The 25293-nt window shown below is 70.1% G+C and carries 23 protein-coding genes; 14 read left to right on the forward strand and 9 right to left on the reverse strand.

Features of this window, described 5'->3' with window-relative positions:
• Nucleotides 1-15: 15 nt before the first annotated feature.
• Both ABZ027_RS14665 and ABZ027_RS14670 read right to left on the reverse strand, forming a co-directional pair.
• On the reverse strand, nucleotides 16-1650 hold the full coding sequence (locus ABZ027_RS14665; RefSeq protein WP_356768037.1) for an ABC transporter permease: 1635 nt from the start codon (nucleotides 1648-1650) through the stop codon (nucleotides 16-18).
• On the reverse strand, nucleotides 1647-2573 hold the full coding sequence (locus ABZ027_RS14670; RefSeq protein ID WP_356768039.1) for an ABC transporter ATP-binding protein: 927 nt from the start codon (nucleotides 2571-2573) through the stop codon (nucleotides 1647-1649). The genes ABZ027_RS14665 and ABZ027_RS14670 overlap by 4 nt, the downstream gene beginning before the upstream one ends.
• 73 nt (nucleotides 2574-2646) lie before the next feature.
• Between ABZ027_RS14670 and ABZ027_RS14675 the strand changes: the two genes are divergently transcribed.
• The gene (locus ABZ027_RS14675; protein ID WP_356768041.1) at nucleotides 2647-3144 is read left to right on the forward strand and encodes a MarR family transcriptional regulator; all 498 of its coding nucleotides are present in this window, start codon (nucleotides 2647-2649) and stop codon (nucleotides 3142-3144) included.
• Nucleotides 3145-3253: 109 nt separating this feature from the next.
• Here the strand turns inward: ABZ027_RS14675 and ABZ027_RS14680 are convergent, their stop codons facing one another.
• The gene (locus tag ABZ027_RS14680) at nucleotides 3254-4765 is read right to left on the reverse strand and encodes an APC family permease (RefSeq protein WP_356768043.1); all 1512 of its coding nucleotides are present in this window, start codon (nucleotides 4763-4765) and stop codon (nucleotides 3254-3256) included.
• 162 nt (nucleotides 4766-4927) lie between these two features.
• On the opposite strand from ABZ027_RS14680, the gene ABZ027_RS14685 reads away from it, so the two are divergent.
• Both ABZ027_RS14685 and eutC read left to right on the forward strand, forming a co-directional pair.
• Entirely contained in the window at nucleotides 4928-6328 is a 1401-nt protein-coding gene (locus ABZ027_RS14685; protein ID WP_356768045.1) for an ethanolamine ammonia-lyase subunit EutB, read from the forward strand.
• Complete coding sequence (gene eutC / locus ABZ027_RS14690) at nucleotides 6325-7077, forward strand: ethanolamine ammonia-lyase subunit EutC (protein ID WP_356768047.1); 753 nt, start codon at nucleotides 6325-6327, stop codon at nucleotides 7075-7077. The genes ABZ027_RS14685 and eutC overlap by 4 nt, the downstream gene beginning before the upstream one ends.
• Before the next feature lie 302 nt (nucleotides 7078-7379).
• On the opposite strand, the gene ABZ027_RS14695 is transcribed toward eutC, so the two are convergent.
• Nucleotides 7380-8270 (reverse strand): diacylglycerol kinase, encoded by an 891-nt coding sequence (locus ABZ027_RS14695; protein WP_356768049.1) that lies wholly within the window; start codon nucleotides 8268-8270, stop codon nucleotides 7380-7382.
• Between the two features lie 192 nt (nucleotides 8271-8462).
• Here ABZ027_RS14695 and ABZ027_RS14700 point away from each other — a divergent pair, with 192 nt between their 5' ends.
• The 5 genes from ABZ027_RS14700 to ABZ027_RS14720 all read left to right on the forward strand — a co-directional run bounded on the left by ABZ027_RS14700 (nucleotide 8463) and on the right by ABZ027_RS14720 (nucleotide 13830).
• Nucleotides 8463-9746, forward strand: coding sequence for an adenylosuccinate synthase (locus ABZ027_RS14700; protein WP_356768051.1), 1284 nt, complete (start codon nucleotides 8463-8465; stop codon nucleotides 9744-9746).
• Nucleotides 9747-10502: 756 nt separating this feature from the next.
• Nucleotides 10503-11063, forward strand: coding sequence for a YgjP-like metallopeptidase domain-containing protein (locus tag ABZ027_RS14705; RefSeq protein WP_356768053.1), 561 nt, complete (start codon nucleotides 10503-10505; stop codon nucleotides 11061-11063).
• 440 nt (nucleotides 11064-11503) lie between these two features.
• Nucleotides 11504-11857, forward strand: coding sequence for a hypothetical protein (locus tag ABZ027_RS14710; RefSeq protein ID WP_356768055.1), 354 nt, complete (start codon nucleotides 11504-11506; stop codon nucleotides 11855-11857).
• Nucleotides 11854-13125: an RNase A-like domain-containing protein gene (locus ABZ027_RS14715; RefSeq protein ID WP_356768057.1), complete on the forward strand. Its 1272-nt coding sequence runs from the start codon at nucleotides 11854-11856 to the stop codon at nucleotides 13123-13125. Before ABZ027_RS14710 ends, ABZ027_RS14715 begins: the two co-directional genes overlap by 4 nt.
• 15 nt (nucleotides 13126-13140) lie before the next feature.
• The gene (locus tag ABZ027_RS14720; protein ID WP_356768059.1) at nucleotides 13141-13830 is read left to right on the forward strand and encodes a contact-dependent growth inhibition system immunity protein; all 690 of its coding nucleotides are present in this window, start codon (nucleotides 13141-13143) and stop codon (nucleotides 13828-13830) included.
• A gap of 170 nt (nucleotides 13831-14000) precedes the next feature.
• On the opposite strand, the gene ABZ027_RS14725 is transcribed toward ABZ027_RS14720, so the two are convergent.
• Entirely contained in the window at nucleotides 14001-15740 is a 1740-nt protein-coding gene (locus ABZ027_RS14725; RefSeq protein WP_356768061.1) for an RICIN domain-containing protein, read from the reverse strand.
• A gap of 335 nt (nucleotides 15741-16075) precedes the next feature.
• On the opposite strand from ABZ027_RS14725, the gene ABZ027_RS14730 reads away from it, so the two are divergent.
• Nucleotides 16076-17116 (forward strand): LacI family DNA-binding transcriptional regulator, encoded by a 1041-nt coding sequence (locus tag ABZ027_RS14730; protein WP_356768063.1) that lies wholly within the window; start codon nucleotides 16076-16078, stop codon nucleotides 17114-17116.
• A gap of 3 nt (nucleotides 17117-17119) precedes the next feature.
• On the opposite strand, the gene ABZ027_RS14735 is transcribed toward ABZ027_RS14730, so the two are convergent.
• The gene (locus tag ABZ027_RS14735; protein ID WP_356768065.1) at nucleotides 17120-17722 is read right to left on the reverse strand and encodes a Uma2 family endonuclease; all 603 of its coding nucleotides are present in this window, start codon (nucleotides 17720-17722) and stop codon (nucleotides 17120-17122) included.
• A 249-nt stretch (nucleotides 17723-17971) separates the two neighbouring features.
• Between ABZ027_RS14735 and ABZ027_RS14740 the strand changes: the two genes are divergently transcribed.
• Nucleotides 17972-18319 (forward strand): hypothetical protein, encoded by a 348-nt coding sequence (locus tag ABZ027_RS14740; RefSeq protein WP_356768067.1) that lies wholly within the window; start codon nucleotides 17972-17974, stop codon nucleotides 18317-18319.
• A gap of 208 nt (nucleotides 18320-18527) precedes the next feature.
• A complete protein-coding gene (locus ABZ027_RS14745; RefSeq protein ID WP_356768069.1) occupies nucleotides 18528-18821 on the forward strand; it encodes a hypothetical protein in 294 nt (97 codons plus the stop codon).
• A gap of 3 nt (nucleotides 18822-18824) precedes the next feature.
• Here ABZ027_RS14745 and ABZ027_RS14750 read toward each other — a convergent pair whose 3' ends face one another.
• The 3 genes from ABZ027_RS14750 to ABZ027_RS14760 form a co-directional block, all read right to left on the reverse strand.
• The gene (locus ABZ027_RS14750; RefSeq protein WP_356768071.1) at nucleotides 18825-19475 is read right to left on the reverse strand and encodes a hypothetical protein; all 651 of its coding nucleotides are present in this window, start codon (nucleotides 19473-19475) and stop codon (nucleotides 18825-18827) included.
• Between the two features lie 258 nt (nucleotides 19476-19733).
• Nucleotides 19734-20432, reverse strand: a complete 699-nt coding sequence (locus ABZ027_RS14755; protein WP_356768073.1) for a GntR family transcriptional regulator — start codon at nucleotides 20430-20432, stop codon at nucleotides 19734-19736.
• A 125-nt stretch (nucleotides 20433-20557) separates the two neighbouring features.
• Entirely contained in the window at nucleotides 20558-21916 is a 1359-nt protein-coding gene (locus ABZ027_RS14760; protein WP_356768074.1) for an aspartate aminotransferase family protein, read from the reverse strand.
• A gap of 201 nt (nucleotides 21917-22117) precedes the next feature.
• On the opposite strand from ABZ027_RS14760, the gene ABZ027_RS14765 reads away from it, so the two are divergent.
• The 3 genes from ABZ027_RS14765 to ABZ027_RS14775 all read left to right on the forward strand — a co-directional run bounded on the left by ABZ027_RS14765 (nucleotide 22118) and on the right by ABZ027_RS14775 (nucleotide 25244).
• The gene (locus tag ABZ027_RS14765) at nucleotides 22118-22726 is read left to right on the forward strand and encodes a type 1 glutamine amidotransferase family protein (RefSeq protein WP_356768076.1); all 609 of its coding nucleotides are present in this window, start codon (nucleotides 22118-22120) and stop codon (nucleotides 22724-22726) included.
• Nucleotides 22723-23184 carry a MarR family transcriptional regulator gene (locus tag ABZ027_RS14770; RefSeq protein WP_356768078.1) on the forward strand — a complete coding sequence of 154 codons (462 nt, stop codon included), beginning with the start codon at nucleotides 22723-22725 and terminating at the stop codon, nucleotides 23182-23184. The genes ABZ027_RS14765 and ABZ027_RS14770 overlap by 4 nt, the downstream gene beginning before the upstream one ends.
• A gap of 83 nt (nucleotides 23185-23267) precedes the next feature.
• Entirely contained in the window at nucleotides 23268-25244 is a 1977-nt protein-coding gene (locus ABZ027_RS14775; protein WP_356768080.1) for a protein kinase, read from the forward strand.
• Nucleotides 25245-25293 lie beyond the last annotated feature (49 nt).

A 25293-nucleotide genomic window follows, 5' to 3' on the forward strand; every position in this document is an offset into this window, starting at 1 on the left:
CACGACGGCATGACGTCACGCCGTCATGTCACGCCGCCGAAGTCCCGCCAGCCCCGCCCCCGTCAGAGCGACCGCGACCAGCAGCAGGACCAGTACCGGCCCCCACTCCATCTCCCCGCCCGGCAGCTTCGGAAGGTGGCCGAACGGGGACAGGTCCAGGACCGCCCGCGGAACGTCCAGCGCGGGGCCGACCCAGCCGATCAGCAGGACCGCCCCGGCCACACCCCAGGCCGCCATCGCCGCCCGGGGCACCACTCCGTGCAGCAGCACCGCCAGACCGCCGACCACCCAGACGCCGGCCACCTGCACGAGGCAGGCGCCCAGGATCGGCCCGGCCTCCTTGCCGTAGCCGACGGCGAAGCCCACACCGGCGAGCAGCATGATCAGCGCGGCCCCGCCGAAGGCGATCACCAGATGCCCGGCGGCCCACCGCAGCCGCCCCACCGCGTTCGCCAGCACCGGTTCCGCGCGCCCGGAGGTCTCCTCGCCGTGCAGTCGTAGGACGGAGGCGACGACGTAGAGCGCGGCGACCAGGCCCAGCATGCCGACCATCGCCGACAGGAACGCGTCCGTCAGGCCGGCCTGTCCGCCCATCCGTTCGATGATCTGGCGGGCGTTGTCGTTGTCGCCGACGAGGTCGGCCGCGCCCTCGGTCATGCCGCCGTAGACCAGGCCGGCGAGGAGGAAGCCGATGCTCCAGCCGAGTACGCTGCCGCGCTGCAGCCGCCAGGCCAGCGCCGCCGCCGAACCCAGGCGGCCGTACGCCGGACCCGGCCGGGTGGGCAGGAAGCTCAGCCCGACGTCCCGCCGCCCGGCGAGCGCGTACGCCACCGCCGCCTGCCCGGCGACCGCCGCCGCGAACAGGAGCAGTACCCACCAGCGTTCGTCCGCGTACGGCCGTAGATTCTCCAGCCAGCCAAGGGGGGACAGCCAGGTCAGCACCGAGGAACCGTCGTAAGTGGCCGAGTCGCCCGCAGCGCGCAGCACGAAGGCGGCGCCGAGGACCGCGGCGGTCAGTCCGCGGGCGAGCCGCGCGCTCTCCGTGAGCTGCGCGACGATCGCCGCCATCGTGGCGAAGACCATGCCGACGCCCGCGATCCCGGTCCCGAGCGCCACCGCGCCGGTGGTTCCCCGGGCGGCCAGGCCCGCCACGACCAGCAGCGCCAGCAGCGCGTTCGCGACCGCCGCCGCCAGCAGGGCCGCGGTGAGGGAGGCCCGGCGGCCCACCATGCCCGAGGCCAGCAGCTCCTGACGGCCGCTCTCCTCCTCGTCCCGGGTGTGCCGGACCACGACGAGCAGGCTCGTCACGGCGGCCAGCGCACCCGCGTACACGCCGACCCGCCAGGCGGTCAGCGCACCGATCGAGTCGCCGAAGACCGGGCCGACCATCGCGCGCAGCGAGGAGTTGGTCGACATCTGCGTGAACAGGTCGGCGCGTTCGGCGGGGGTGGCGTAGAGGCCCTCCAGGGTGTTCGGCATGGACAGGACCATGAGCGCGTTCACCGCGACCCAGATCGGGATCATCGCGCGGTCCCGGCGCAACGCGAACCGCAACAGGACGCCGGTTCCGGCCAGTTGGCGTGCGGAGGTGGCCGGTGAGCGGGTGGGCTGCGAGTCGGTGGGCCGCGGGTCGAAGGTGGTCGCGGTCATCGGGCCGCCCCCTGAGCGACCACGTCCTCCTGGTAGTGCCGCAGGAACAGCTCCTCCAGCGTCGGCGGCTTCGACGTCAGCGACCGCACGCCGGACTCGCTGAGCGAGCGCAGTACGGCGTCGAGCTTGTCGGTGTCCACCTGGAGGCGGACCCGGCAGCCCCGGCCCCCTTCCATCGACTGGGCGGCCAGGTCGTGCACGCCCGGCAGCCCAGCCAACCCGCCCGGCGGGCCCGCGAGTTCGGCGGTCACGCTGGTGCGGGTGAGGTGCCGCAGCTCGGCCAGTGAGCCGGTCTCGACGGTCTGTCCCCGGCGGATGATGCTCACCCGGTCGCAGAGTTCCTCGACCTCGCTCAGGATGTGCGAGGAGAGCAGGACGGTGCGGCCACGGTCCCGTTCCTCCTCCACGCACCGCTGGAAGACCTCCTCCATCAGGGGGTCGAGACCGGAGGTCGGCTCGTCCAGGATCAGCAGGTCGACGTCCGAGGCGAACGCGGCGACGAGGGCGACCTTCTGCCGGTTGCCCTTCGAGTACGTCCGGCCCTTCTTCGTCGGGTCCAGCTCGAACCGCTCGATCAGCTCGGCGCGACGGCAGGCGTCGAGACCGCCACGCAGCCTGCCGTAGAGGTCGATGACCTCGCCGCCGGAGAGGTTGCGCCACAGCGTCACATCGCCGGGGACGTACGCGATCCGGCGGTGCAGCTCCACCGCGTCCGCCCACGGGTCGCGCCCGAGGACCTGCGCGGCGCCCGAGTCGGCGCGCAGCAGGCCGAGCAGGACACGGATTGTGGTGGACTTTCCGGCACCGTTCGGGCCGAGGAAACCGTGGACCTCACCGGACTCGACGTCCAGGTCGAGGCCGTCGAGCGCGTGCGTCCCGCCGAACGACTTGTGCAGCCCGGAGACGCTGATGGCCTTCGTCATGCTTCAGAACGTACGCTTCTTTCAGAAATTTGTGAAGTTAAGGAAGCGTATGAAGCCCGGATAGGATGAATGCATGACGGAAGAAGCCGAGGCCGGGCGGGACATGGAGGCCGTGTCGAGGTTCGTCGAGTCGTTCGCGGCGCAACTCGTCGAGGCGGGGATGCAGCGCATGGCCGCTCGGGTCTTCGCCGCGCTGCTCGCCTCCGACGAGGGCGTGATGACCTCCGCCGAGCTGGGGGAACAGCTGAAGATCAGCCCCGCGGCGGTGTCCGGGGCGGTGCGCTACCTGGCCCAGACGCACATGGTGTCGCGCGAGCGGGAGCCCGGCTCGCGCCGGGAGCGCTACCGGGTGCACGGCGACCAGTGGTACGAGGCCCTGACCAACCGCGAGGCAGTCCTCAAGCGGTGGGAGGGCGCCCTGCGCGAAGGCGTCACCAGCCTGGGCGCACACACCCCCGCGGGCCGCCGGATGGCCGAGACGCTCGCCTTCTTCGAGTTCCTCGACGCCGAGGTCGCGGCCATGATGGAACGCTGGCGCGTCCACCGTGACCACACCTTCGGCGCTTCCTAGCTGTATTGATCAATACACCTGGCGCCTGCCACGGCACGGAGACGCCTTCGGCGCTTCCCGTGCCCGCCACCGCACTGACCCTCCTGCGGCGCCCCCCGGCGCCGCGCCCCTAACGCTCCTTCGTCTCCTCCAACACCGTCCGCCCCAGCAGCGCGTACCGGGACGGGTCCCGCCGCTTCAGGTACTGCGCGTACCCGATGCCCGTCGCCGCGACCAGGGCGACCAGCCACGGAGTCGCCTTCAGGACCAGCGAGCCGGACTCCGAGCCGGCCGCCACGCCCATGTTGGACACCAGCAGCACCACCACCGCGAGCATCGCGACGCCCCCGATGAGCGGGGCGGCGAACGTCCTGAACCAGTGCCGGCTCTCCGGGTGGTGGGAGCGGAAGTACGCCAGCACCGCGAAGGAGCACACGGCCTGGACGACGAGGATCGCCATGGTGCCGAGGATGGCGAGAAGGACGTACAGGCCGGCGTACGGGTCCTTGCCCGCGATCCAGAACGCCGCGATCAGTACGGCGCTCACGATGGTCTGGACGAGGCCCGCGATGTGCGGGGAGCCGTGCCGGGTGTGGGTGCGGCCGATGGTGTTCTTCAGGGACGGCAGGACGCCCTCGCGGCCCAGCGCGTACATGTAGCGGGCGGCGCAGTTGTGGAAGGCCATGCCGCAGGCCAGCGAGCCGGTGATCATCAGCCACTGCATGACGACGACCGCCCAGTGGCCGACGTACTGCTCGGTGGGGTTGAAGAACAGGGCGAGCGGGTTCGCGGAGGAGGCGGCCGCTACGGCCTCCTTCTCGCCGTTGCCCGTGATGGCCATCCAGGAGACGAAGACGTAGAAGACGCCGACGCCGAGGACCGAGATCATCGTCGCCTTGGGGATGATCTTCTTCGGGTCGCGGGACTCCTCGCCGTACATCGCGGTCGACTCGAAGCCGACCCACGACCAGAAGGCGAAGAAGAGGCCGAGGCCGGCGGAGGTGCCCTGGAAGGCGTTGACCGGGTTGACCGGGCCGAAGGTGAAGCCGTTCGGGCCGCCGCCGTGCAGGGCGACCGAGATCGCCATCGCCGCGAGGATCGTCACCTCGGTGCCCAGGAGCACGACGAGCAGCTTCTCGGCGACCGAGACGCCGAACCACGTTCCCGTCGCGTTGATGGCGAGCATCAGGATCGCGAACAACCACCACGGGATGTGCAGTCCCGTCTGGTCCTTGAGGGTCGTCGTCGCGAAGGTCGAGAAGATGCCGATGAGGGCCGGCTCGAAGACGACGTACGCGAAGGTCGCGAGGAGGCCGGAGGCGAGGCCGACCGTGCGGCCCAGGCCGTACGAGATGAAGCCGTAGAAGGCGCCGGTGGAGGTGATGTGCTTCGCCATCGACGTGAAGCCGACAGAAAAGATTGCCAGGACGACCATTGCGACGAGGTAGCTGGCCGGGGCGCCGATGCCGTTGCCGGACGACACCATGAAGGGCACGTTCCCGGTCATGGCGGTGATCGGCGCGGCGGTCGCGACGGCCATGAAGACCACGCCGAGCAGGCCGATGGCGTTGGGTTTGAGGCGATGGACGGGTTCCTCGCCGACAGTGTCCGCCTCTGGGGCGACGCCCTCGTGTACTGCCATCGGGTGGCCCCTTCCTGGTTGCCCTGATCGCGCTCTGCGCACTGCCGTTGGAGTGGAACTCTGTGGCCCGAATGAGTCGGTCAAGGGTGTCGGCGCGTTAAATGTGTGTCAACTAGACCTTTAGAAATCTGGCGGCAACACGCGGCTCGTACGGTCACCGCCATGAGCGTCTACACCTCCACCCTCAGCGGCGAGCGCCATCGCTTCGACTCCCTCGCCCGGCTGCTCGCCGCCGCGAGCCCCGAGCGCTCCGGCGACCGGCTGGCCGGCCTCGCCGCCTCGTCGGCGCGGGAGCGGGTCGCCGCGCGCTGGGCGCTGGCCGAGGTGCCGCTCACGGCGTTCCTCACCGAGCCGGTCGTCCCGTACGAGACCGACGAGGTGACCCGGCTGATTCTCGACACCCACGACCCCTTCGCCTTCGCGCCCGTGGCCGGGATGACGGTCGGGGAGCTGCGGGAGTGGCTGCTGTCGGAGGCGGCGGACGCGCGGGCGCTGGCCGCGTTGGCACCCGGGCTGACGCCGGAGATGACGGCCGCGGTGTCCAAGCTGATGGGGAACGCGGATCTGGTGGCCGTCGCGCGGAAGGTGCGCGTGGTGACGGCGTTCCGGTCGACCATCGGCCTGCCGGGACGGCTGGCGACCCGTCTCCAGCCGAACCACCCCACCGACGACCCCGCGGGCGTGGCGGCGGCGCTGCTGGACGGACTGCTGCTGGGCTCCGGTGACGCGGTGATCGGCGTCAACCCGGCGACCGACAGCCCGAAGGCCGTACGGGACCTGCTGGAGCTGCTCGACGGGGTGATCACCCGGTACGGCATCCCGACCCAGTCGTGCGTCCTGAGCCATGTGACGACGAGCGTGGACCTCATGGCCCGTGGAGCCCCCGTCGACCTGGTCTTCCAGTCCATCGCGGGGACACAGGCGGCGAACGCGTCCTTCGGGGTCACGCTGGGACTGCTGGACGAGGCGTACGAGGCGGCCCTTTCGCTCGGGCGGGGCACGGTCGGCCAGAACGTCATGTACTTCGAGACCGGGCAGGGAAGCGCCCTGTCGGCGGACGCGCACCACGGGGTGGATCAGCAGACGGTGGAGGCGAGGGCGTACGCCGTCGCCCGGCGGTACCAGCCGCTGCTGGTCAACACGGTCGTCGGGTTCATCGGACCCGAGTACCTCTACGACGGCCGGCAGATCCTCCGCGCCGCCCTGGAGGACCACTTCTGCGGCAAGCTGCTCGGCCTGCCGATGGGCCTGGACATCTGCTACACCAACCACGCGGACGCCGATGACGACGACGTGGCGACCATGCTGACCATGCTGGGCGTCGCGGGCGCCTCGTTCGTGATCTGCACGCCGGGCGGCGACGACATCATGCTCAACTACCAGTCGGCCTCGTACCACGACGCGTTGTACCTGCGGGAGGTGCTGGGCCTGCGCCCGGCACCGGAGTTCGAGGCGTGGCTGGAATCCATCGGGCTGCTGGACGAGCGGGGAGCGATCCGGGACGTGTCCGATACGGCGGGCGCGCATCCGCTGACGGCGTTCGGAAGGGAACTGGCGGCATGACCCAATCACCCGTGCGCGCCGACGACCTGGCCCTCTGGTCGGCCCTGCGCCGCCACACCCAGGCCCGGATCGGCCTCGGCCGGGCGGGCTCAGGCCTGCCGACCCGGCACCGGCTGGAACTTCAGGCCGCGCACGCGGCAGCACGGGACGCCGTGCACTCGCCGTTCGACCCCGACCTGATCGCCGCGGCGCTCACCGGTGTGCCGACGATACGGGTCCGCAGTGCCGCCCCCGACCGGCCGACCTACCTCCAGCGCCCCGACCTGGGCCGCCGACTGCATCCGACCGACCGGGCGCACCTGCCGACGGGGGAGTGGGACGTGGTGTTCGTGATCGCGGACGGGCTGTCGAGCCGGGCGGTGCACGAGCACGCGGCGGCGGTGGTGCGGGCGACGACCGCCGCGCTGCCGCCCGGCACCGGCGTCGCCCCGGTCGTCCTTGCCGAGCAAGCCCGCGTGGCCCTCGGCGACGACGTCGCGCACGCCATGGGCGCCGCGTCTGTGGTGGTCCTGGTCGGCGAACGCCCCGGCATGTCGGCGGCGGACTCCCTGGGCGCGTACCTCACCTACGGCCCGAGGCCCGGCGAGACGACCGACGCCGCCCGCAACTGCCTCTCCAATATCCGCCCCCCGAGGGGCCTGGCGTACGAGACGGCGGCACGGAAGCTGGCCGCGCTGCTGCGCGGGGCGCGGGCGCTCGGGCGAAGCGGGGTGGATCTGAAGGACGAGGGGGACGCTCTGCCCGGGTAGTCACCCCGGCAAACGACGGGCCAGAGCCCGGGCCGACCGGTGGAGGGCCGCCCGACAGGCCACCTGATCGGGCATCGGCACCTGGAGGTCCGAGCGCCCCCGGAAGCCGTTGCCGAACGGCTCCCGATCTCGTCGCGGGCGCGCCCGGCGAGCACCAGCATGGTGGCGGTGAAACCGCGGGGAGGGCATCGATCACCTGGTCCGACCTGGCGTCGTGCCACGTCAGCAGCACGTTCACGAGGGCACTGGCCGGGAGCACACCGCGCGGCACCTGGTTGTCCGCGAACTTGGTCATCCGCCCCTCACCCCTCCGGCAACGTAAGCCCCAGCGCCCCCTCCCACACCGTCCACGTCCGCCTCCGTACCGGGCCCGCGACCGTAGCGTCCGCGCGGTAGCGGAAGTCCGCGCCCGAGACGGTCACCCGGCGCCCCCGGGCCAGCAGCGGGGACGCCTCCGCGCCCACCGACGCCGGCCGGACCTCCACCGCCGCGGCTCCGGAGCCGCCCGGGGTCACGGAGACCGCCTCCACCGGCTGGTCCAGGTCGACGAGGGTCTCGCCGTCCACCTCGACGCGCAGGCGTGAGGGGCCGGGCGCGGGGTCGAGCGAGGTGGGGCGCTGCGGCCGGGTCGGTACCAGGGTGCGGACCAGCGACTGGCAGGTCCGCAGCCAGGGGTGCGCGGGCGCACCCGCCTCCACCGCCGAATCCAGCCCGGCGCGCAGTCCCGCGTCCGCCCCCGCGTTCTCCCCCTGGACGACCGGCGGTATCCGCAGCGCGCCCAGGACCACCCCGTCGCTGTCGTCGACCAGCAGGTCCAGGCGCCGCTCGGCCCCGTCCAGCACGGCCCGCGCCGCCGCAACCGCCCCGGTGGGCAGGCCCAGGGAGCCGGCCAGCGACAGCGACCCGCCCACCGGCACCACGGACAGCGCGCAGTCCGCCAGTTCCCGCCGCCGGTGCAGCAGGGACACCGTCCGGACCAGCGAACGGTCATCGCCTATGACCACCGGCCGCCGCGATCCGCGCCGCGTCAGCACCCGGGCGAACTCCTCCGGCCCTTCCGGCAGACACACCTTCATGCTCGGCGCACCCGCGCTGAGCACGTCTTTCGCGATCCGTACCGACTCTCCGTCCATCCTCCGGGCGACCGGATCGATGACCACCAACAGCTGGTCGGACGTCGCGAAAGTCACCACCTCTGTCCTGCCTCGCCTTCTCGGGTAGCATCTTTGTGCAAGAGCCCCTTGCGCTATTGCGCCAGGGGCTTCGTCTATTCCGGGGCATCCGGTCCGACGGGTCGCGGCCAACGAAGGCCGCCGGAGTACGAGGCAACCGTGCCGCGTACCCCCTGACCTTGGACATGCCCCGCCCGGAAGGGGTGTACGCGCGTGCCCGCACTTGTGCTGCTCGGTGCTCAGTGGGGTGACGAAGGCAAGGGAAAGGCTACCGACCTGCTCGGTGGCTCGGTGGACTATGTGGTGCGCTACCAGGGCGGCAACAACGCCGGCCACACGGTAGTCGTGGGCGATCAGAAGTACGCCCTCCACCTCCTCCCTTCCGGAATCCTCTCGCCGGGGTGCACCCCGGTCATCGGTAACGGAGTCGTCGTCGACCCGTCGGTCCTGTTCTCCGAGCTGAACGGACTGAACGCGCGCGGCGTCGACACGTCGAAGCTCCTCATCAGCGGAAACGCGCACATCATCACGCCGTACCACGTGACGGTGGACAAGGTGACGGAACGCTTCCTCGGCAAGCGGAAGATCGGCACCACCGGTCGGGGCATCGGCCCGACCTACGCCGACAAGATCAACCGCGTCGGTATCCGCGTCCAGGACCTGTACGACGAGTCGATCCTCACCCAGAAGGTGGAGGCGGCCCTCGACGTCAAGAACCAGGTCCTCACCAAGCTCTACAACCGGCGTGCGATCGCCGTGGACCAGGTGGTCGAGGAGCTGCTGACCTACGCCGAGAAGCTCGCGCCGTACGTCGCCGACACGGTTCTGGTGCTCAACCAGGCCCTGGAGCAGGACAAGGTCGTGCTCTTCGAGGGCGGCCAGGGCACGCTCCTCGACATCGACCACGGCACGTACCCCTTCGTCACCTCCAGCAACCCCACCGCGGGCGGTGCCTGCACGGGCGCCGGCGTCGGCCCGACGAAGATCAGCCGGGTCATCGGCATCCTGAAGGCGTACACGACCCGCGTCGGCGCGGGCCCCTTCCCGACCGAGCTGTTCGACGAGGACGGCGAGGCACTGCGCCGCATCGGTGGCGAGAGGGGCGTGACCACCGGCCGAGACCGCCGCTGCGGCTGGTTCGACGCGGTGATCGCCCGCTACGCCACCCGCGTGAACGGTCTGACGGACTTCTTCCTCACCAAGCTGGACGTCCTGACCGGCTGGGAGCAGATCCCGGTCTGCGTGGCGTACGAGATCGACGGCAAGCGCGTCGAGGAACTCCCGTACTCGCAGAGCGACTTCCACCACGCGAAGCCGATATACGAGAACCTCCCGGGCTGGTCCGAGGACATCACCAAGGCGAAGTCCTTCTCCGACCTGCCGAAGAACGCCCAGAACTACGTGAAGGCACTGGAGGACATGTCCGGCGCCCCGATCTCCGCGATCGGCGTGGGCCCGGGCCGGGACGAGACTATCGAGATCAACTCGTTCATCTAGTGGGCAGCGGACGGCGGGCCGACCTCGTGGACGTCGGCCCGCCGCCCGGCACGCACCAGGCCCCGTCGGCCGCATGGTGTGACTAATCTGTCCGCCATGAAGGAGACAGGATGCTGCTGAGATTCCGGGTGGCGAACGTCCGGTCCCTGCGCGACGAGCAGGAGCTGTCGTTCGTCGCCCCCGAGGACAGCGAAGTGGAGCGGGACGCGGCCCGCGAGATGCCGCTCTCCGACGGCCGACAGCTTCGTGTGCACACCGTGCTCGGTGTCTTCGGTGCCAACGCGTCCGGCAAGTCCAACGTCGTCGCCGCGTTGAAGGACATGCGGCGGGTGGTTCTGCGTTCCTACACCGACTGGACCTCCTATGACGGCATCCCTCGCGACGAGTTCGCTCGGGCCCGGGACGCGAGGAGGTCAAGCGACTCGCCTCGACACTCGCCGGGTACACGGTGGAGCACCTGGAGGAGTTCCGGGCCGAGGCACGGACACAATAGGGCCATGCCCGCGCAGCCCGCCCGCCTTGCGACCCGCCCCGATGAGTCAACGCTCACCGAGAGCGGGACCCTGGTCGTCGACGGGCGTGAACTGAGGATGCGGATCAGCACACGCCGACGTCGCCTGGGGCTGACGGTCGAGCGGGACCGCTCTCTCACCTTGCACGCTCCCCAGGGTTGCGCGGTCGGGCGGCAGAGGCCTTCGTGCGGGGCAGCGATGCCTGGATCGCCGCCAAGACCACCTCAGCGGCGAGCGGCGGCAGTTGCATCCCGTCCGTGCCCTCCTCGACGGTGAAATCCATCGCTACCTGGGGCGGGACTACCGGCTGCTCGTCGTCGACGAGGAGTCGGACGCAGAAGCAGTGACCGTAGGCGCGGGGGCCGTACCAGCTGTTCGGCTCGTGGCGGGACGGCTGCGCTTGAACAGCTCGGCCGCCGCTGATCCGACTCTCGCGAGGACGGCACTCGCCGACTGGTACATCCGGGCGGGGCAGCGCTGGATGCGAGGCCGTCTCCAGCCATGGGCAGCCCGGATGGATGTCCCCGAAGCAGCAGTTCGCGTTCGCGACCTGGGGCACCGATGGGGAAGTTACCGTACCGACGCCGTCGGCACCGGAGTGATCTCACTGCACTGGGCCACATTCCAGCTGCCCATCCATCTCGTCGACTATGTCGTCGCTCACGAGCTGGCACATGCGCGGGTGTCCGGGCATGGCGCTGATTACTGGAGGTTGCTGGGTAGGGCGCTTCCTGAATGCCGCCGATTGAAGGCGGAGCTGGATGAACTGGGTCGAAGAGTCTGGATGGGCGACCTCGGTACCTGATCGCCTTGCCGAGGGGTATCTGTCATTGCTCGGCCGAGCGGTCTGCACGCCGGCTCGTTCATCCGGTGTGGCGGTCCAGTACCGCGCCCCATATGAGTGCGCCCCCGGTCGGCGTCCGAGACATACCCATTCCTGAGGACCCGGCCTCAGCGCGGGGTCAGCACCCACCAGAGGCTCCAGGTGCTGCTGTCCGTCCACTGCTGCACCTCATGTCCAACGGTGTCCTGATCACGCCACTGCCCAGTAATACTGGCTCCAGAACTGACCCGGGCACCATGCCTCGCCCCCTACCTCAGCCGTATCAAGCTCCAGGGCCGAGGGGTGAGTTTCCACACCCGAAAGGATCTTTGACAGCCCTTTGCGTTCCATACGCCCGTGAATTACCTCCGGAGACTACGGTCGTATGTCCGGGCGGCCGACGGAGGGGATGACGTCAAGTCATGGGCGACCAGGGTGAGATGCTCGACATCAAGATCGCTGACATCAAGGCGACTGCACCCCACTTCAGCCACGAAAGCGTTGCGCTCGCACACGCCCTCACCAAGTTGAAGACCGCGCTGTCCGCGGCAGGCAGCCCCTGGGGTGACGACGACCAGGGCACCGACTTCCACAATGCATACGGCCCTCATGTCACGCAGATCGAGCAGTCCGTCCAGATCCTGGTCGACGGACTGGCCAGTATCCACACGGCCATGGCAGACATGGCCGACGGTCACATCGACAACGAAGAGCTGGTCCGCGCCATGTTCAGCAGGATCAGCGTCGCGCACGACACCACGGGCGACGGCAAGTGAGCGTAGGGGACAAGGCCCGGGAGATCGTCCAGGACGTCACCGGTATGTGGTGGCCGGACGCCGACGAAGACAAGTTGCGCGACGCGGCGAAGGCATGGCGGGACTTCGCCGACGATGTCGAGGACGTCACGGCCGCGGCGAACAAAGCTGCCCGTTCGCTGATCGAGCACAACAAGGGCGAGGCCATCTCCGCCTTCGAGGACCCGTTCCGGCGGCGCTACTACCACGACAAGAAGGGCTGGCTGCAGGACCTCATCGACGGCTCCCGCGACATGGCCAAGGCCTTGGACGCGTACGCGGACGCCGTGCATGGGGCGAAGAAGAAGCTTGAGCACGAGCTGGAGATCGTGGGCGCGACCATCGTCGCGGGCACGGCGCTTGCCATCTTCACCGCGGGCATCTCCGAGGGCGCGGCGGTGGCGGCCGCCGCGACCGTCACCGAACTCGCCGCGAGCTTGGGAGTCGCGGTCACCACGGAAGTCGCCACCATCGCCGGCACCACTCTGGCCACGGCCGCCCTCGCCGGCATCGAGTCCATCACCGTCGACCTTGCCGTCACCCAGCCCGTCGCGATGGCCACGGGCGAACAGGCCGGCGGCCTCAGCCTCGACGAGGCCCGCCAGGCGGGTGCGTACGGCGCACTGCTGGGCGGCGCCTTCGGTGGCGCGGGATCCGCGGTTCGGGCCGCAGGCAACGCAGGCGGCTGGACGGAACTGCTGGGCGGCGTCCGGATGCCCGGTCTTGAACCCCAGATCGCCCTGCCTGGCGGCCTGACCGCTGCCGCGGACGACCTCGGCCTGTACATGAACGGCGACGGCGAGCCGAGCGCCTGGCCGCGCAGTAAACGCAAAGGGCCGGTCAGGCCGAAGTACCGGGCGGACCTGGCCGGTGACGAGGGCCAGAAGGGCGCTCACACCATTGAGCGCCACGTGGAGAAGACGGACCGCGAGCTTCGAGCCCGAATGCGGGCGAACAAGAACATCACGGGCAGTTCGAGCTTCCTTAGTGAATCCTCGGCCCAGAGCCTAACGGACCGGGCCCTGCTCAAGGAGCAGCCCGAGGTGAAGCGCTGGCTGGAGAAGACCACCAAGAAAGAGCTGGAGCTCAACGTCGACTTCGGCCAGGAGCCAGTCGGCCGTAGTATGTCGCGGGAGGATTTCATCCGGGGAACGGGTCCTCATAACGTACACAGAGTTTTTGTCCTCCTGCGTCGCGACCCCGACATGCCCAGCGGCTACCGCATTCACACTGCTTACCCGAGAGCCTGAGAGCAAGGAACGCCCGTGAGCCAGCCCAAGGACTTCATGGAGGACGACGAGCGCTTCCCTGAGTTGCATGACCTGCTGAATTCTTATTCCTTTGCCGGCAACACCTTCACGGACACCGCCGATGAGCCTGGAACGGCTTTGCAGGCGTACGTGCGCCATGCGGTTCGGACACCAGGGCGGCTGGACGCGGTCATCGGCGAGATCGACGACCTCTTGCAGGTGGGGCTGTTCAGCGACGAGATCGCCGACGACGTGGACATTCTGCCGCACATCGATCCCCCTTCCGGATGGACGGTGGAGCAGTGCCTCGCAATCGTCCGCTCCCATCTCGAGCGGATCCGGGGCGGCGGCACCTATGGAAAGCCGCGACTTCCTCAAACGGACTGGGAATGGAGGAAGCAGTTTCCTGAGGTCTCCATGCTGCTCGGTGCCCGCTTCAATCAGGAGTTCCCCCGGCTCTACGCATCTCATAGAGAAGCACTCGACGATCATTTCTCGCTCACGGACGAGGAGTCGCTGGCCGAATTGGTTGAGGAACTCGGGTCGCTTCTCTCCCTGGCCGAGTCCGATGCCGAGCTCGACAGCGCTACGCAGACCCTCGGGCTCCAGATCTATCCGCCCGACGGCGTTTCGCTGCGCCAGTGGCTCACGGATATTCGGGACATCGTCAAGCACCGTTTGCACATAGGCGCACCACCGACCTGACTGATCGGATAAGCCTGGGCGCACTCGTGGTGACCTTCGGGCGTGGAGCCAAGCACGGAGCCCAGGGGCGCACCCGAGTGCCTCGACACGCACCGGGCGTTTCAGCCTCCGTGACGTACGAGGACGCCCCCGGCCGACATCCGGGGGTGTACTCGTGTCCGGGGATCGCCTCAGCGTGCCGTCAGCCTCCACAGATGGTCCGCCGTGCCGTTGTCGGTCCACTGGAGGACCTGGGCGCCGGACGCGGTGCTCATCTGGTCCACTCCGAGCAGGCGCCCGCTGTTGTAGTTGGCGATCTTGCAGTAGCCGTCGCGGGCCGGGATGAGCTGCCAGAGGTGGTCGGCGGTGCCGTTGTCGCCCCAGATCAGGGCGGTGTTGCCGTCGCTGGTGCCCATGGTGGTGATGCCGAGCAGCAGCCCGCTCTTCTGGTTGACGATCTTGTAGAGGCCCGAACCGGCGGTCACCAGGGTCCAGTTCTGGTCCGTGCCCGTCGTCGAGGTCGCCTGGACGACCGAGGTGCCCTGGGCGGTGCCCGCGTTGAGGGTGTCCAGGGCGAGGCCGCTGTTCTTGTTGGTGACCTGGTATCGCCCGGCGAGTGAGGTGTTGGTGCCGCTCGGGGTGACGACCAGGTGGTAGCCGTCGGAGGCGTTCATCGTCACCGGCACGGTGATGGAGCCACCCGAGACCGGGTAGTCGGCGTCGGAGATGGTGATGGGGCCGGGGGAGGCGGTCGTACGGCCGGTGTTGGGGGTGTACTCCAGCTTCACGTGGACCGTGGAGCCGAAGGCCGACAGCGAGGACAGGCCGTTGACGGTGACCGCGCAGGAGCCGGTGCAGCCGCCCGCGATGACGCTGAGCTGGTTGCCGGAGCCGTTGAGCGAGGCGATGCCGTCGATCCCGGTCTGCGCCGGGGGAGTCGTGACCAGCATGTTCCCGGACATGTCGCCGTACCACTTGTACATCCAGTACGAGCCGTTGGGTGAGCCGCCGGTGTCGGTCAGGGTGTCGCCGAGGGTGCCGTAGTGGTTCCAGAAGGCGAGTTCGGCGTCGTGCACGCCCGCCCGCTCGAACTTGGCGACGTAGCCGATGAGGGCACCCGGTACGCCCATCTCGTCGGGCGTGGCGTACTCCTCGATGGATATCGGCCGTGGGCTGATGCCGAGGCCGGCCTCCAGCGCGCGGTACGCCGAGATGTGCGCGGCGATGTCCTTGCTGCCCTGGAGCTCGTGCCAGGCGATGACGTCGGGGACGGTGCCGGCGGCCTTGGCGTCGGTGAGGAAGGTGCTCATCCAGGACTGGTTCCAGGCCGAGTAGCTCGGGCCCTGGATCGGGGTCGTGGTGTCCTTCGCGCGCACCTCGTTGAACGTGCGCGTCCACCCCGCGTCGAAGGTTCCGGCGTTGGTGGTGTCCCACGTCCAGTCGGGCTCGTTCCACAGCTCGTACGTGGCGATGTTGGTGGCACCGGAGGACTTCACGGAGGCCACCTGCTTGTCGACCGCCGACAGCCAGTCACTCCAACTCACCCACTTGTAGGGGAAGTTCGGATACCAGTCCGGCATCCGTACGACCACCCTCGCGCCCGCCCGGGCCGCCTTCGGTGCGACGACCAGCGCGTCACCGGCGGGGCGCGGCTCACCGTTGGGCAACTGGGAGCCGCCCGGGGCCATCTGCACGAACGTGTTCGGCTTCAGCGGGGTGACCAGGCTGTCGGCGGGGGTGCTGTCGTTGGCGAGGCCGTAGAGGCTGCCGGTGCCGACATGGGTGACCGGGCGCAGGGTCTGGTTGGCGTTGACCACCAGGGTGGTGGCGGAGGTGGGCACCGCCCCGGCCGGGGCTCCGGTGGCGAGGGCCGCGGTGGCGGCCAGGGCGGCGACGCCGAGGACGGCGGTCAACGGTCTTGTGCGGCTCATGGCAGGAGGTGCTCCTCAGGGGAACGGGAAGGGGAGAGGAAAGCGGGAGAGGGAGAGGGCGTCAAGATCAACACTCGGCCGAGTGGCGGCGATGATTGAGCAATCGTTTTCCTGACGAGAAAGTAGAGAGGGAGAGGGGAAGCCGGGTCAAGAGGTGCGGCGGCAGATTTTTCGGGTCACGCATGGGCTGGAACTAGACTCCGCCCGATGTCACGATGGTGGGCACGTTGCGGTCCCCAGGTCGTCACGCGGTGTCGGGCGGGGGCAGGCAGCGCCCACAGCGCCGAACGGCGTCGCCCAGTCCCCAGCAGCGTCATGAAGGAAAAGGTTTACTCGTGCCCCCTGCCGCAGGTGCTCCAGGCTCTCCCCACGCCGACCGGGCGAAGCTCGCCGACGTCGCCGCGCTTGCGGGCGTCAGCGTGGGAACGGCCTCGAAGGCGCTCAACGGCGGCGGCCGGATGCGTCCGGAGACCCGCCAGCGGGTCCTCGACGCCGTCGCGGAGCTCGGGTTCCGGCCCAACCAGCACGCCCAGAGCCTGCACACCGGCCGCAGTTGGACGGTCGGCCTGATGACCACGGACGGCATCGGCCGCTTCAGCACCCCCGTGCTGCTGGGCGCCGAGGACGCGCTCGGCGCGGGCAAGATCTCGGTCCTGCTGTGCGACACCCGGGGTGACGCCATCCGGGAACAGCACCATCTGCGCAACCTCATGGACCGCCGGGTGGACGGCATCATCGTCACCGGCCGCCGCACCGACCCGCGCCCGCCGCTGACCGGCATCAACGGCCTGGAGTCGGTCCCCGTGGTGTACGCGCTCTCCCCCTCCACGGACCCCGTGCACACCTCCGTCGTCTCCGACGACAGGGGCGGCGCCCGGCTCGCCGTCGAGCATCTCCTGTCCACCGGCCGCACCCGGATCGCCCACGTCACCGGACCCGAACACCACGCCGCCGCTCGCGACCGGGCCCGGCACGGTGTGGAGCAACTGGAGAGCGCCGGGTTCGCCCTGTCCACCGGGCGGGTCCACTTCGGAGAGTGGAGCGAGTCGTGGGGCCGCAGCGCCGCCGACGCGGTCCTGCGCACCGCCCCCGACACGGACGCCTTCTTCTGCGGCAACGACCAGATCGCCCGGGGTGTCGCGGACACCCTGCGGGAGCGCGGCGTCGGCGTCCCCGGCGACATCGCCGTCGTCGGCTACGACAACTGGGACACCATGGCCCTGGCCTCCCGCCCGCCCCTCACCACGATCGACGTCAATCTCACGGAGATCGGACGCATCGCGGCACTTCGGTTGCTGGAGGCGATCGAGACGTCCAGCCCGGCGCCGGGGGTGCACACGGTGCCGTGTCGGCTGGTGGTGCGGGAGTCGACGTGAGGGTCAGGTGTCGGTCGGTGCCGTGAATCCGGCGGTGTCGAGAGTGCAGTTGAAGGGGGCGGGGATGTCGAGCTTCTCGCCGAACGGTTTCGTGAGTCGGACTTCGTATCCCTGCGCCGACGGGGAACCGAAGACGATGGCTTGCTCCTCCTGCATGTCGAGGACCAGGTAGACGGGGACGCCCGCCTTCCCGTATGTCTCCACCTTGTCGGTCAGGTCGTCCACTCGGGTGGAGGGAGAGGTGAGCTCGGCAACGAAGGAGAGGGCCTCGCCCTCCAGGCGGTTGGACGCTGTCTCGTACACCTGCTCGTGCGCGGCGTGGATATCGGGGCCGTACGCCCGTTGCTGCTCAGGGAAGACGAACAGCTGAGGGGCTCGCTCGATGACGTGGCAGTCAGGGAGATGCGGCTCGAGCTGGGAGCACACCAGCTTCATGACGCGGGTGTAGTACCCCTTTGGCCACGGCGACACGACGATGTTCCCTCTGATGATCTCGGCCATGAAGCCCGCGGGCACGTACAGCTCTTCGAGGACGACCAGCATGTCCTCGAAGCTCGGAGATCCCGTGTCGCTTATGGTGATCGGTCGCTCAGCCATCGACGTCATGATGCGCCCTTCCCGCTGGCCTGGCCAGCCGCCACTCAGTGTAGTCGAATGCATACTTTCCGATGGAGGGTCCGTCGTCTCGCGGTCAGAACTGGAAGCTGATGCAGGGGCGCGCCGGTGTGGCGCCGGTGTCCTGACGGCTCTTGCCGCAGATGCCTCAGTCCACCCTGACAAGTCTCAGGTTCACGCGCCGGTCCGGGTGCCCTTCACTGAGGTCAGCAAGTACACCGCAACCTCACGGGGGTATCAGTGAACCGCAGGAAGAGCATCCTCACCGCCGGCCTGGCCACCACGGTCTCGGCCCTGGCCCTGACCGTCGGCGCCGTGGCCGTCCCGGCTCAGGCCGCCCCGGCCGGAGCCCAGGGAACCGTCGACTGTGACGGCTGGGTGCACAACAACAACCCGGACCACGGCATCGCCGGCTGCGAGAACAACACCGACCACACCGTCACCTTCCGCGCCGAGGTCGTCTGCGGCTGGGCCCCCGACGTCTCCGGCCAGTGGGTGACGCTGGCCCCGGGCCAGTACGGCGAGTCGTCCGGCGTCTGCGCGATCTACAGCACGGGCGTCGGCGGCGTGGGCTGGACCATCCGGTAACGGCGGGTCATCCGGCGAACTGAGCCCGGTGGGCCTCGGTCCACCGGGCGGACCGGGCGTCGCCCCCGGGGGGCGGCCCGGCTTCTCCCGACGTGACAGTCGCCGCGACAGCCGCCGTGACCGCCGTAGCAGCCAAGGATAAAAGCCGCATACGGGCATATCCTTGGAGCGTGCATCAACGTCTGCCGACCAGAAGAAGGTGAGTGTGATGCGCGTACTGCTCAAGGCACGCATGGACACGGAGAAGGCGAACGAGGCCATCCGCAACGGCTCCCTGGGGAAGCTGATCCAGGAGTCGCTGGAACAGATCAAGCCTGAAGCGGCCTACTTCACCACCGACAACGGCGAACGCACCGCGTACATCGTCTTCGACATGCAGGACAGTTCCCAGATGCCGGTGCTCAGCGAACCGTTCTTCCTCAACCTGGGCGCCAAGATCACCTATACCCCGGTGATGGACATGGAGGGCGTGCAGAAGGGCCTCGCCCAGCTGGGGCGCTGACCCTCAGCTGAAGATGATCATCGATCCCTGCGCCAGGCTCCGCGTCGCCGCCGCGTGCAGCCCGAGCCAGACATGGCGCTCACGGGCGAACGGGCTGGGGTCGTAGGGAGCCGCTACGGCAGGCTCCTCCAACTCCGTGGGCGCGAGGGGCGGTTCGGGGGCCGCCGGCGGGTTGGCGGGGTCGATGCCGATGCTCTGGGCCACCACCTCCAGCTCCCGCAACAGGGACTGCGCGGAGCCCAACGGGCCGCCGGACGCGAGGAGTTCGTCGTTGGCGAGAGGGTGCGGGAAGTCGACGGGGACGTACGCGCCCGCGTGGTCGTAGTGCCAGACCAGGTGCGACTGCTTGGCCGTCGCCTCGAACATCTCCAGCAACTGCTCGTAGTCGCCGCCCAGTTCGTCCACCGGGGTCACCGGCAGCCCGCAGACCTGGAGCAGGTAGGCGCGCCGCAGGAAGTGCAGGGCGTCGTAGTCGAAACCGGCCACCGGGGCGACGTCGCCGGACAGGCCCGGCATGTACTGGTACACCGGCACCGGCGGCAACCCGACCTCGGCGAGCACCTTGTTGTATTGCGCGAGTTCCTCGGCGAACGGGTTGTCCGGGGTGTGGCACAACACGTCGACGAGGGGCACCAGCCACAGGTCACAGGCCAAAAGACAGCTCCTCTGTTACTCGCGTCGCTTACCCGCGTCGGTTACGCGCGGCGAACGGTGGTGGTCGCACGGTGGTCAGGGCAGGGTAGTCGGTGCGGCACCCCGTCGGCTCCCTGCGTACGGTTCCCGACCGGCGTCCCGCTCGGCTCGTGCACGTTCCATACCCGGACCCGCCCGGCTCACCCAGGGGCGGCACGGGTCGGCGGATTCCCGCCTGCGCGGCACCCGGCCGTCGGCCGAGCCCCGGTGCGCCGCCCCTCAGCCCTGCCCCAACCCCTCCACCAGCCCCAGCGAGTGCGTGTTGTACGCCGCCACGAGCGTCCGGGCGGTCTTGGTGTCCCGTTCGGCGAGGGCGGTGACCACCTCGGTGTGGCCGGACCACAGTCGGCCGCGCAGGTCGGTCACCCGGCGCAGGTGCTGCACGGTGCACACCCAGCTCTGTACGCGCAGCCGGTGCAGGAAGTCGGCGAGATAGGGGTTGCCGAAGAGGACACTCAGCTCACGCCAGAAGCGCAGGTCGTAGCCGATCAGGATGGTGAGGTCACCGGCGTCGGCGGCGCGCCGTGCCTCCTCGCCCCGTCGCCGCAGGCCCGAGACGGCGGCCGCGGCGCGTGGATCGCCGAGCTCCTGGTAGCCCTGGTGACCGTCGAGCGCCTGGAACATTCCGTCGGTGACCAGGCTGCGGGCCTCGATCATCCCGCGGAAGTCCTCGACCGTGTACTCGTGCACCCGGAAGCCCCGGTGCTGGTCGGCGTCGAGAAGCCCCTGCGCGGAGAGATCGACCAGCGCCTCACGGACCGGGGTCGCGGAGACGCCGTACTGCTCGGCGATCTCCTTCACCGTGAACACCTGCCCCGCCTGCAGTCTCCCGGCCAGCACCTCGTCGCGAAGCGCGTCGGCGATCTGCCGCCGCAGGGTGCTGCGGGTCACGGTGCCGTTGCCGCTGCTGGCGGGCATGGTCAGGGCGTCTCCCTCGTCGCGTCGCGGTGACGTGCTCGTACATCTCTACGAACACGCCACCTTACGCGTTCGAGTCGCCCGGATACTTGGTAGTTACACCCCGGCCCTCGGCAGCCGCCGCGTCACCCCGTGGTGTACTCGTCCGCCACCGACAGCGCGGCGTCCAGTACTGCCAGCCCCTCCTTCAGCTCCGCCTCGCTCACGTTGCACGGCGGCACCACATGGGTCCGGTTCATGTTGATGAACGGCCACAGGCCCTGCTTCTTCGCGGCGGACCCGAACGCGGCCATGGCGGCGTTCGCCTCGCCCGCCGCGTTGTACGGAACGAGCGGCTCCCGCGTCTCCCGGTCGCGCACCAGCTCCACGGCCCAGAACATGCCGACGCCGCGCACCTCGCCCACCGACGGATGCCGCCCCGCCAGCTCCCGCAGCGCGGGCCCGACGACGTCCGTCCCGAGCCGGGCCGCGTTCTCGACCACGCCCTCCTCGGCCATGACGTTGATCGTCGCGACGGCCGCGGCGCACGCCAGCGGATGTCCCGAGTACGTCAGCCCGCCCGGATAGGGCCGCCTGGCGAAGGTCTCCGCGATCGCCCCGGAGATGGCCACCCCGCCCAGCGGCACATAACCGGAGTTCACGCCCTTGGCGAAGGTCATCAGGTCCGGTACGACGTCGAACAGGTCGGCAGCGAACCACTCACCGGTCCGCCCGAACCCGGCCATGACCTCGTCCAGGATGAAGACGATCCCGTACTTGTCGCAGATCTCCCGGACGCCGGCGAGGTAACCCGGCGGCGGGATCATGATCCCGGCGGTCCCCGGGATCGTCTCCAGGATGATCGCGGCGACCGTGCCCGGCCCCTCGAAGGCGATCGTCGTCTCCAGGTGCTCGAGTGCTCGCGCGCACTCCTGCTCCTCGGTCTCGGCGTAGAAGCGGGAGCGGTAGAGGTAGGGCGCCCAGAAGTGCACGACCCCGGCCGCGGCGCTGTCCGACGCCCAGCGGCGCGGGTCGCCGGTGAGGTTCACGGCCTGCTGGGTACCGCCGTGGTACGAGCGGTACGTCGACAGCACCTTCGTGCGGCCGGTGTGCAGCCGGGCCATGCGCACGGCGTGCTCGACGGCGTCCGCGCCGGCGTTGGTGAAGAAGATCTTGTCCAGGTCCCCGGGCGTCCGCTCGGCGATCAGCCGCGCCGCCTCCGACCGCGCCTCGATCGCGAACGCGGGCGCGAACGTGGTCAGGCTCGCGGCCTGCTCCTGGATCGCGGCGACGACCTTCGGGTGCTGGTAGCCGATGTTCGTGTAGACGAGCCCGCTGGAGAAGTCCAGGTAGCGCTTGCCGTCGTAGTCCCAGAAGTACGACCCCTCCGCACCGGCGACGGCGAGCGGGTCGATGAGTTCCTGCGCGGACCAGGAGTGGAACACATGGGCACGGTCCGCGGCCTTCACGCCGGCGCCGGCCTCGGGATGTGGCTGTGAGGTCATGCGCCGAGAATAGATGTCCGCGATGCGGAAGCGGTATGGGCGTCCTGTCTGCGGTACGGGGCGAACCACGACAGGTTGTCGAAGACCCAGCCCCTAGCTGCAATTGACAGCTTGCTGTCGAAGTGACAGTGTGTTGTCATCATGGTTCGGCAGGGGCGGCCGAGAAGGCCAAGGTGACCGCGACGGTTCGAGGAGGCAGTCATGAACCGCAAGCCCGTACATCTCGCCGTGTACGACACGCTCGCAGACTGGGAGACGGGCCACGCGACGGCGTATCTCGCCCGCGGAGGGTACGAGATCGAGACCGTGGGGCCGGGCTGTGAGCCGGTGACGTCGGTCGGTGGGCTGCGTATCCAGCCCTCGTGCGCCCTGGAGGAGGTATGTCCGGAAGACAGCGCCCTGCTGATCCTGCCGGGCGCCGACCTCTGGGACATGTCTCCCGTCGACCTCGCCCCCTTCGCCCGCAAGGCCCGCGCCTTCCTGGACGCCGGCGTACCCGTGGCCGCGATCTGCGGGGCGACCGCCGGCCTCGCGCGGGAGGGCCTGCTCGACGACCGCGACCACACCAGCGCGGTCTCCTTCTACCTGGCCGCGACCGGATACGCCGGCGGCGAGCGGTACGTGGACGCGGACGCCGTGAGCGACCGCGGCCTGATCACCGCCGGACCCACCGAGCCCGTCGCCTTCGCCCGGGAGATCTTCCGGCTCCTCGGGGTGTACGAGGGAGAGGTGCTGGACGCCTGGTACCGGCTGTTCCACGACTCAGACGCGCAGGCGTACGCGGTACTGGAGCAGGCGGCCGCCCGATGAGCCGTGAGCGTCAGGACCTGCTCAGTCGCAGCGCACTCGGGGTGTTCCGGCTGAACGGCCAGTTCCTCGCCGTCGCCGAGGAGCTGGCGAGGCCCGCCGGTCTGACCGCCGCCTGGTGGCAGGTGCTAGGGGCGGTGCTCGGGGAGCCGTTGCCGGTGTCCGGCATCGCCCGCGCGATGGGCATCACCCGGCAGAGCGTGCAACGCGTCGCCGACCTGCTGGTGGAGCGGGGGCTGGCCGAGTACCGGCCCAATCCCGCCCACCGACGAGCCAAGCTGCTGGCGCCCACCGAGGAGGGGCGGGCGGCCGTCGCCCGTGTCGGCCCCGGGCACGCGGCCGTCGCCGACCGGCTGGCCGAGGCGTACGGCGACGAGGCCGAACTCGCGGACGCCGTACGGGCCCTGGAACGACTGTCCAAGGTGCTCGAACAGGTGGGCTCGCCTGTTACGGAACCGTAGACAAAGCCCAGCTCATCGCGGGGGCGGGCCGCACTATCCTCGATCTGTTGCTCACGTGCGGGGCGGGGGAAGGCGACGCGACGATGGAGAATCTGGGGTCCGGGGATCCGCAACTGATCGGTGCGTACCGGCTGTTGGCGCGTCTCGGCGCCGGCGGGATGGGGCAGGTGTATCTGGCCAGGTCCGACCGTGGCCGGACGGTCGCCGTCAAACTCGTACGGGAGGAACTGGCCGCGCAGGACGAGTTCCGGGCGCGGTTCCGGCAGGAGGTGCAGGCCGCGCGGCAGGTCGGCGGGTACTGGACGGCGCCCGTGCTGGACGCGGACACCGAGGCCGCGGTGCCCTGGGTCGCCACCGGGTACGTCGCCGGGCCCAGCCTCCAGCAGATCGTCGGCCACGACCACGGCGCCCTGCCCGAACGCACGGTCCGTATCCTCGCGGCCGGGCTCGCCCACGCGCTGGGGGACATCCACGCGGCGGGGATCGTCCACCGCGACCTCAAACCGTCCAACGTGCTGATCACGATCGACGGGCCGCGGGTCATCGACTTCGGTATCGCGCGGGCCCTGGAGACGGTCACCGACGGCGGGCTCACCCGCACCGGCGCCCTCGTCGGCTCGCCGGGCTTCATGGCCCCGGAGCAGGTGCGGGGCGACCGGATCACCCCGGCCTGCGACGTGTTCTGCCTCGGCTCGGTCCTCGCCTACGCCGCCACCGGCAGACTCCCCTTCGGCACGGCCAACAGCGGGGTCCACGCCCTGATGTTCCGCATCGCCCAGGAGGACCCCGACCTGACGGGCGTCCCCGAGGGCATCGCCGACCTCGTCCGCGACTGCCTGCGCAAGGACCCGGGGGCGCGCCCGACATTGGACCAGGTCCTGGAGCGCACCGGCGCGGAGGACACGGTCGTGGGCGGCCGGTCGAGGGATCCGTGGCTGCCGAGCGCGCTGGTCGCCCAACTGGGACGGCACGCGGTGCGGTTGCTGGACACGGAGGATCCGGAGGGGGCGGGGGGTGGTGCCGCTGCCGCCGCGGGCCAGGGTGCGGCCGTGGACGCCGAGGTGCCTCCCGAGCACGGCGCCGCCGCCGACTCCTCTCCGGCCGCGATCCCGAACCAGGCCTCGACTCCGAACCAGCCCCAATCCCAGCCCCCCGCTCCCACTCCCGCCCCCGCCGCTCCGGCCGGTCCGCCCGTGCCGGGGCCACGCGTGGACCACCTGCCCACCGTCCTCGCGGGCCCGAACGGACAGATGCCCCCGCCGGGAGACGCGCCCGCCCACCCCGCCTACGGCTACCCGCAACCACACCCGCAGCCCTCGGCGTACGGCTATCCGCAGCAGCCCGGCGGCCCCGCGCCCTGGACGGCGGGCCCCGGCACGCCACCGCCCTACCACCACAACGGCGGCCTCGGCCAGACCCCGCCCTACGGCCCGCCCACCGCGCCCTCTCCGCCCTACGGCCCCGCCGCCCCCCAGAACCCCCGGAGCACCTCCCGCTCCACCGCCGTGCTCGTCCTCATCGCCCTGGTCGTCGCGCTGGCGGCCGGCGGCTCGGTGTACGCGCTGATGAACGGCGGCGACGACGACCAGGCAGGCGGCACGCCCACCCCCTCCACGACGGCCCCCACCGACCCGGGAGGCCAGGACACCACCGGACAGCAGTCCCCGAGTTCCTCGCAGCCCACCACCCCCGCGCCATCGTCCGACGGCACCATCCCGACCGACTACCTCGGCACCTGGGACGCCACGATCGACAGCGCCGACGGCCCGCACACCCGTGAACTCACCCTCCAGCAGGGCGAGAAGGGCGACACGGTGCTCTCCCTCATCGCCGACGGTCCCACCCCGAACGGCAGCTACCACTGCGTGTTCCAGGCCGACCTGGCCGAGGCGCCGAGCGCGGGCGGCCCGTTGCGGATCGGTCCCTCCACGGTCACGACCGGCGAGCCGCGCTCCTCCTGTTCACCGGGCGAGGCGAGCGAGATCAGCCTGCTGCCGGACGGCAGGCTCCAACGCACCAACGCCGGCACGGACAAGAAACTGACCTACACCCGCCAATGACCCCGCCGCCGCCCGGACGCCGTCGTTGAACGTCCGGCGAACTTCCGTC

This window comes from Streptomyces sp. NPDC006332 (assembly GCF_040612855.1).
In the GTDB taxonomy this organism is placed as follows: Bacteria; Actinomycetota; Actinomycetes; order Streptomycetales; family Streptomycetaceae; genus Streptomyces.

Coding starts and splice junctions, on each gene's coding strand:
- ABZ027_RS14755 (WP_356768073.1), bottom strand. CDS start 20,432: ATGCCCGCCAGCAGCGGCAACGGCACCGTGACCCGCAGCACCCTGCGG.
- ABZ027_RS14680 (WP_356768043.1), bottom strand. CDS start 4,765: ATGGCAGTACACGAGGGCGTCGCCCCAGAGGCGGACACTGTCGGCGAG.
- ABZ027_RS14685 (WP_356768045.1), top strand. CDS start 4,928: ATGAGCGTCTACACCTCCACCCTCAGCGGCGAGCGCCATCGCTTCGAC.
- ABZ027_RS14675 (WP_356768041.1), top strand. CDS start 2,647: ATGACGGAAGAAGCCGAGGCCGGGCGGGACATGGAGGCCGTGTCGAGG.
- ABZ027_RS14665 (WP_356768037.1), bottom strand. CDS start 1,650: ATGACCGCGACCACCTTCGACCCGCGGCCCACCGACTCGCAGCCCACC.
- eutC (WP_356768047.1), top strand. CDS start 6,325: ATGACCCAATCACCCGTGCGCGCCGACGACCTGGCCCTCTGGTCGGCC.
- ABZ027_RS14765 (WP_356768076.1), top strand. CDS start 22,118: ATGAACCGCAAGCCCGTACATCTCGCCGTGTACGACACGCTCGCAGAC.
- ABZ027_RS14775 (WP_356768080.1), top strand. CDS start 23,268: ATGGAGAATCTGGGGTCCGGGGATCCGCAACTGATCGGTGCGTACCGG.
- ABZ027_RS14725 (WP_356768061.1), bottom strand. CDS start 15,740: ATGAGCCGCACAAGACCGTTGACCGCCGTCCTCGGCGTCGCCGCCCTG.
- ABZ027_RS14770 (WP_356768078.1), top strand. CDS start 22,723: ATGAGCCGTGAGCGTCAGGACCTGCTCAGTCGCAGCGCACTCGGGGTG.
- ABZ027_RS14760 (WP_356768074.1), bottom strand. CDS start 21,916: ATGACCTCACAGCCACATCCCGAGGCCGGCGCCGGCGTGAAGGCCGCG.
- ABZ027_RS14670 (WP_356768039.1), bottom strand. CDS start 2,573: ATGACGAAGGCCATCAGCGTCTCCGGGCTGCACAAGTCGTTCGGCGGG.
- ABZ027_RS14745 (WP_356768069.1), top strand. CDS start 18,528: ATGCGCGTACTGCTCAAGGCACGCATGGACACGGAGAAGGCGAACGAG.
- ABZ027_RS14710 (WP_356768055.1), top strand. CDS start 11,504: ATGGGCGACCAGGGTGAGATGCTCGACATCAAGATCGCTGACATCAAG.
- ABZ027_RS14735 (WP_356768065.1), bottom strand. CDS start 17,722: ATGACGTCGATGGCTGAGCGACCGATCACCATAAGCGACACGGGATCT.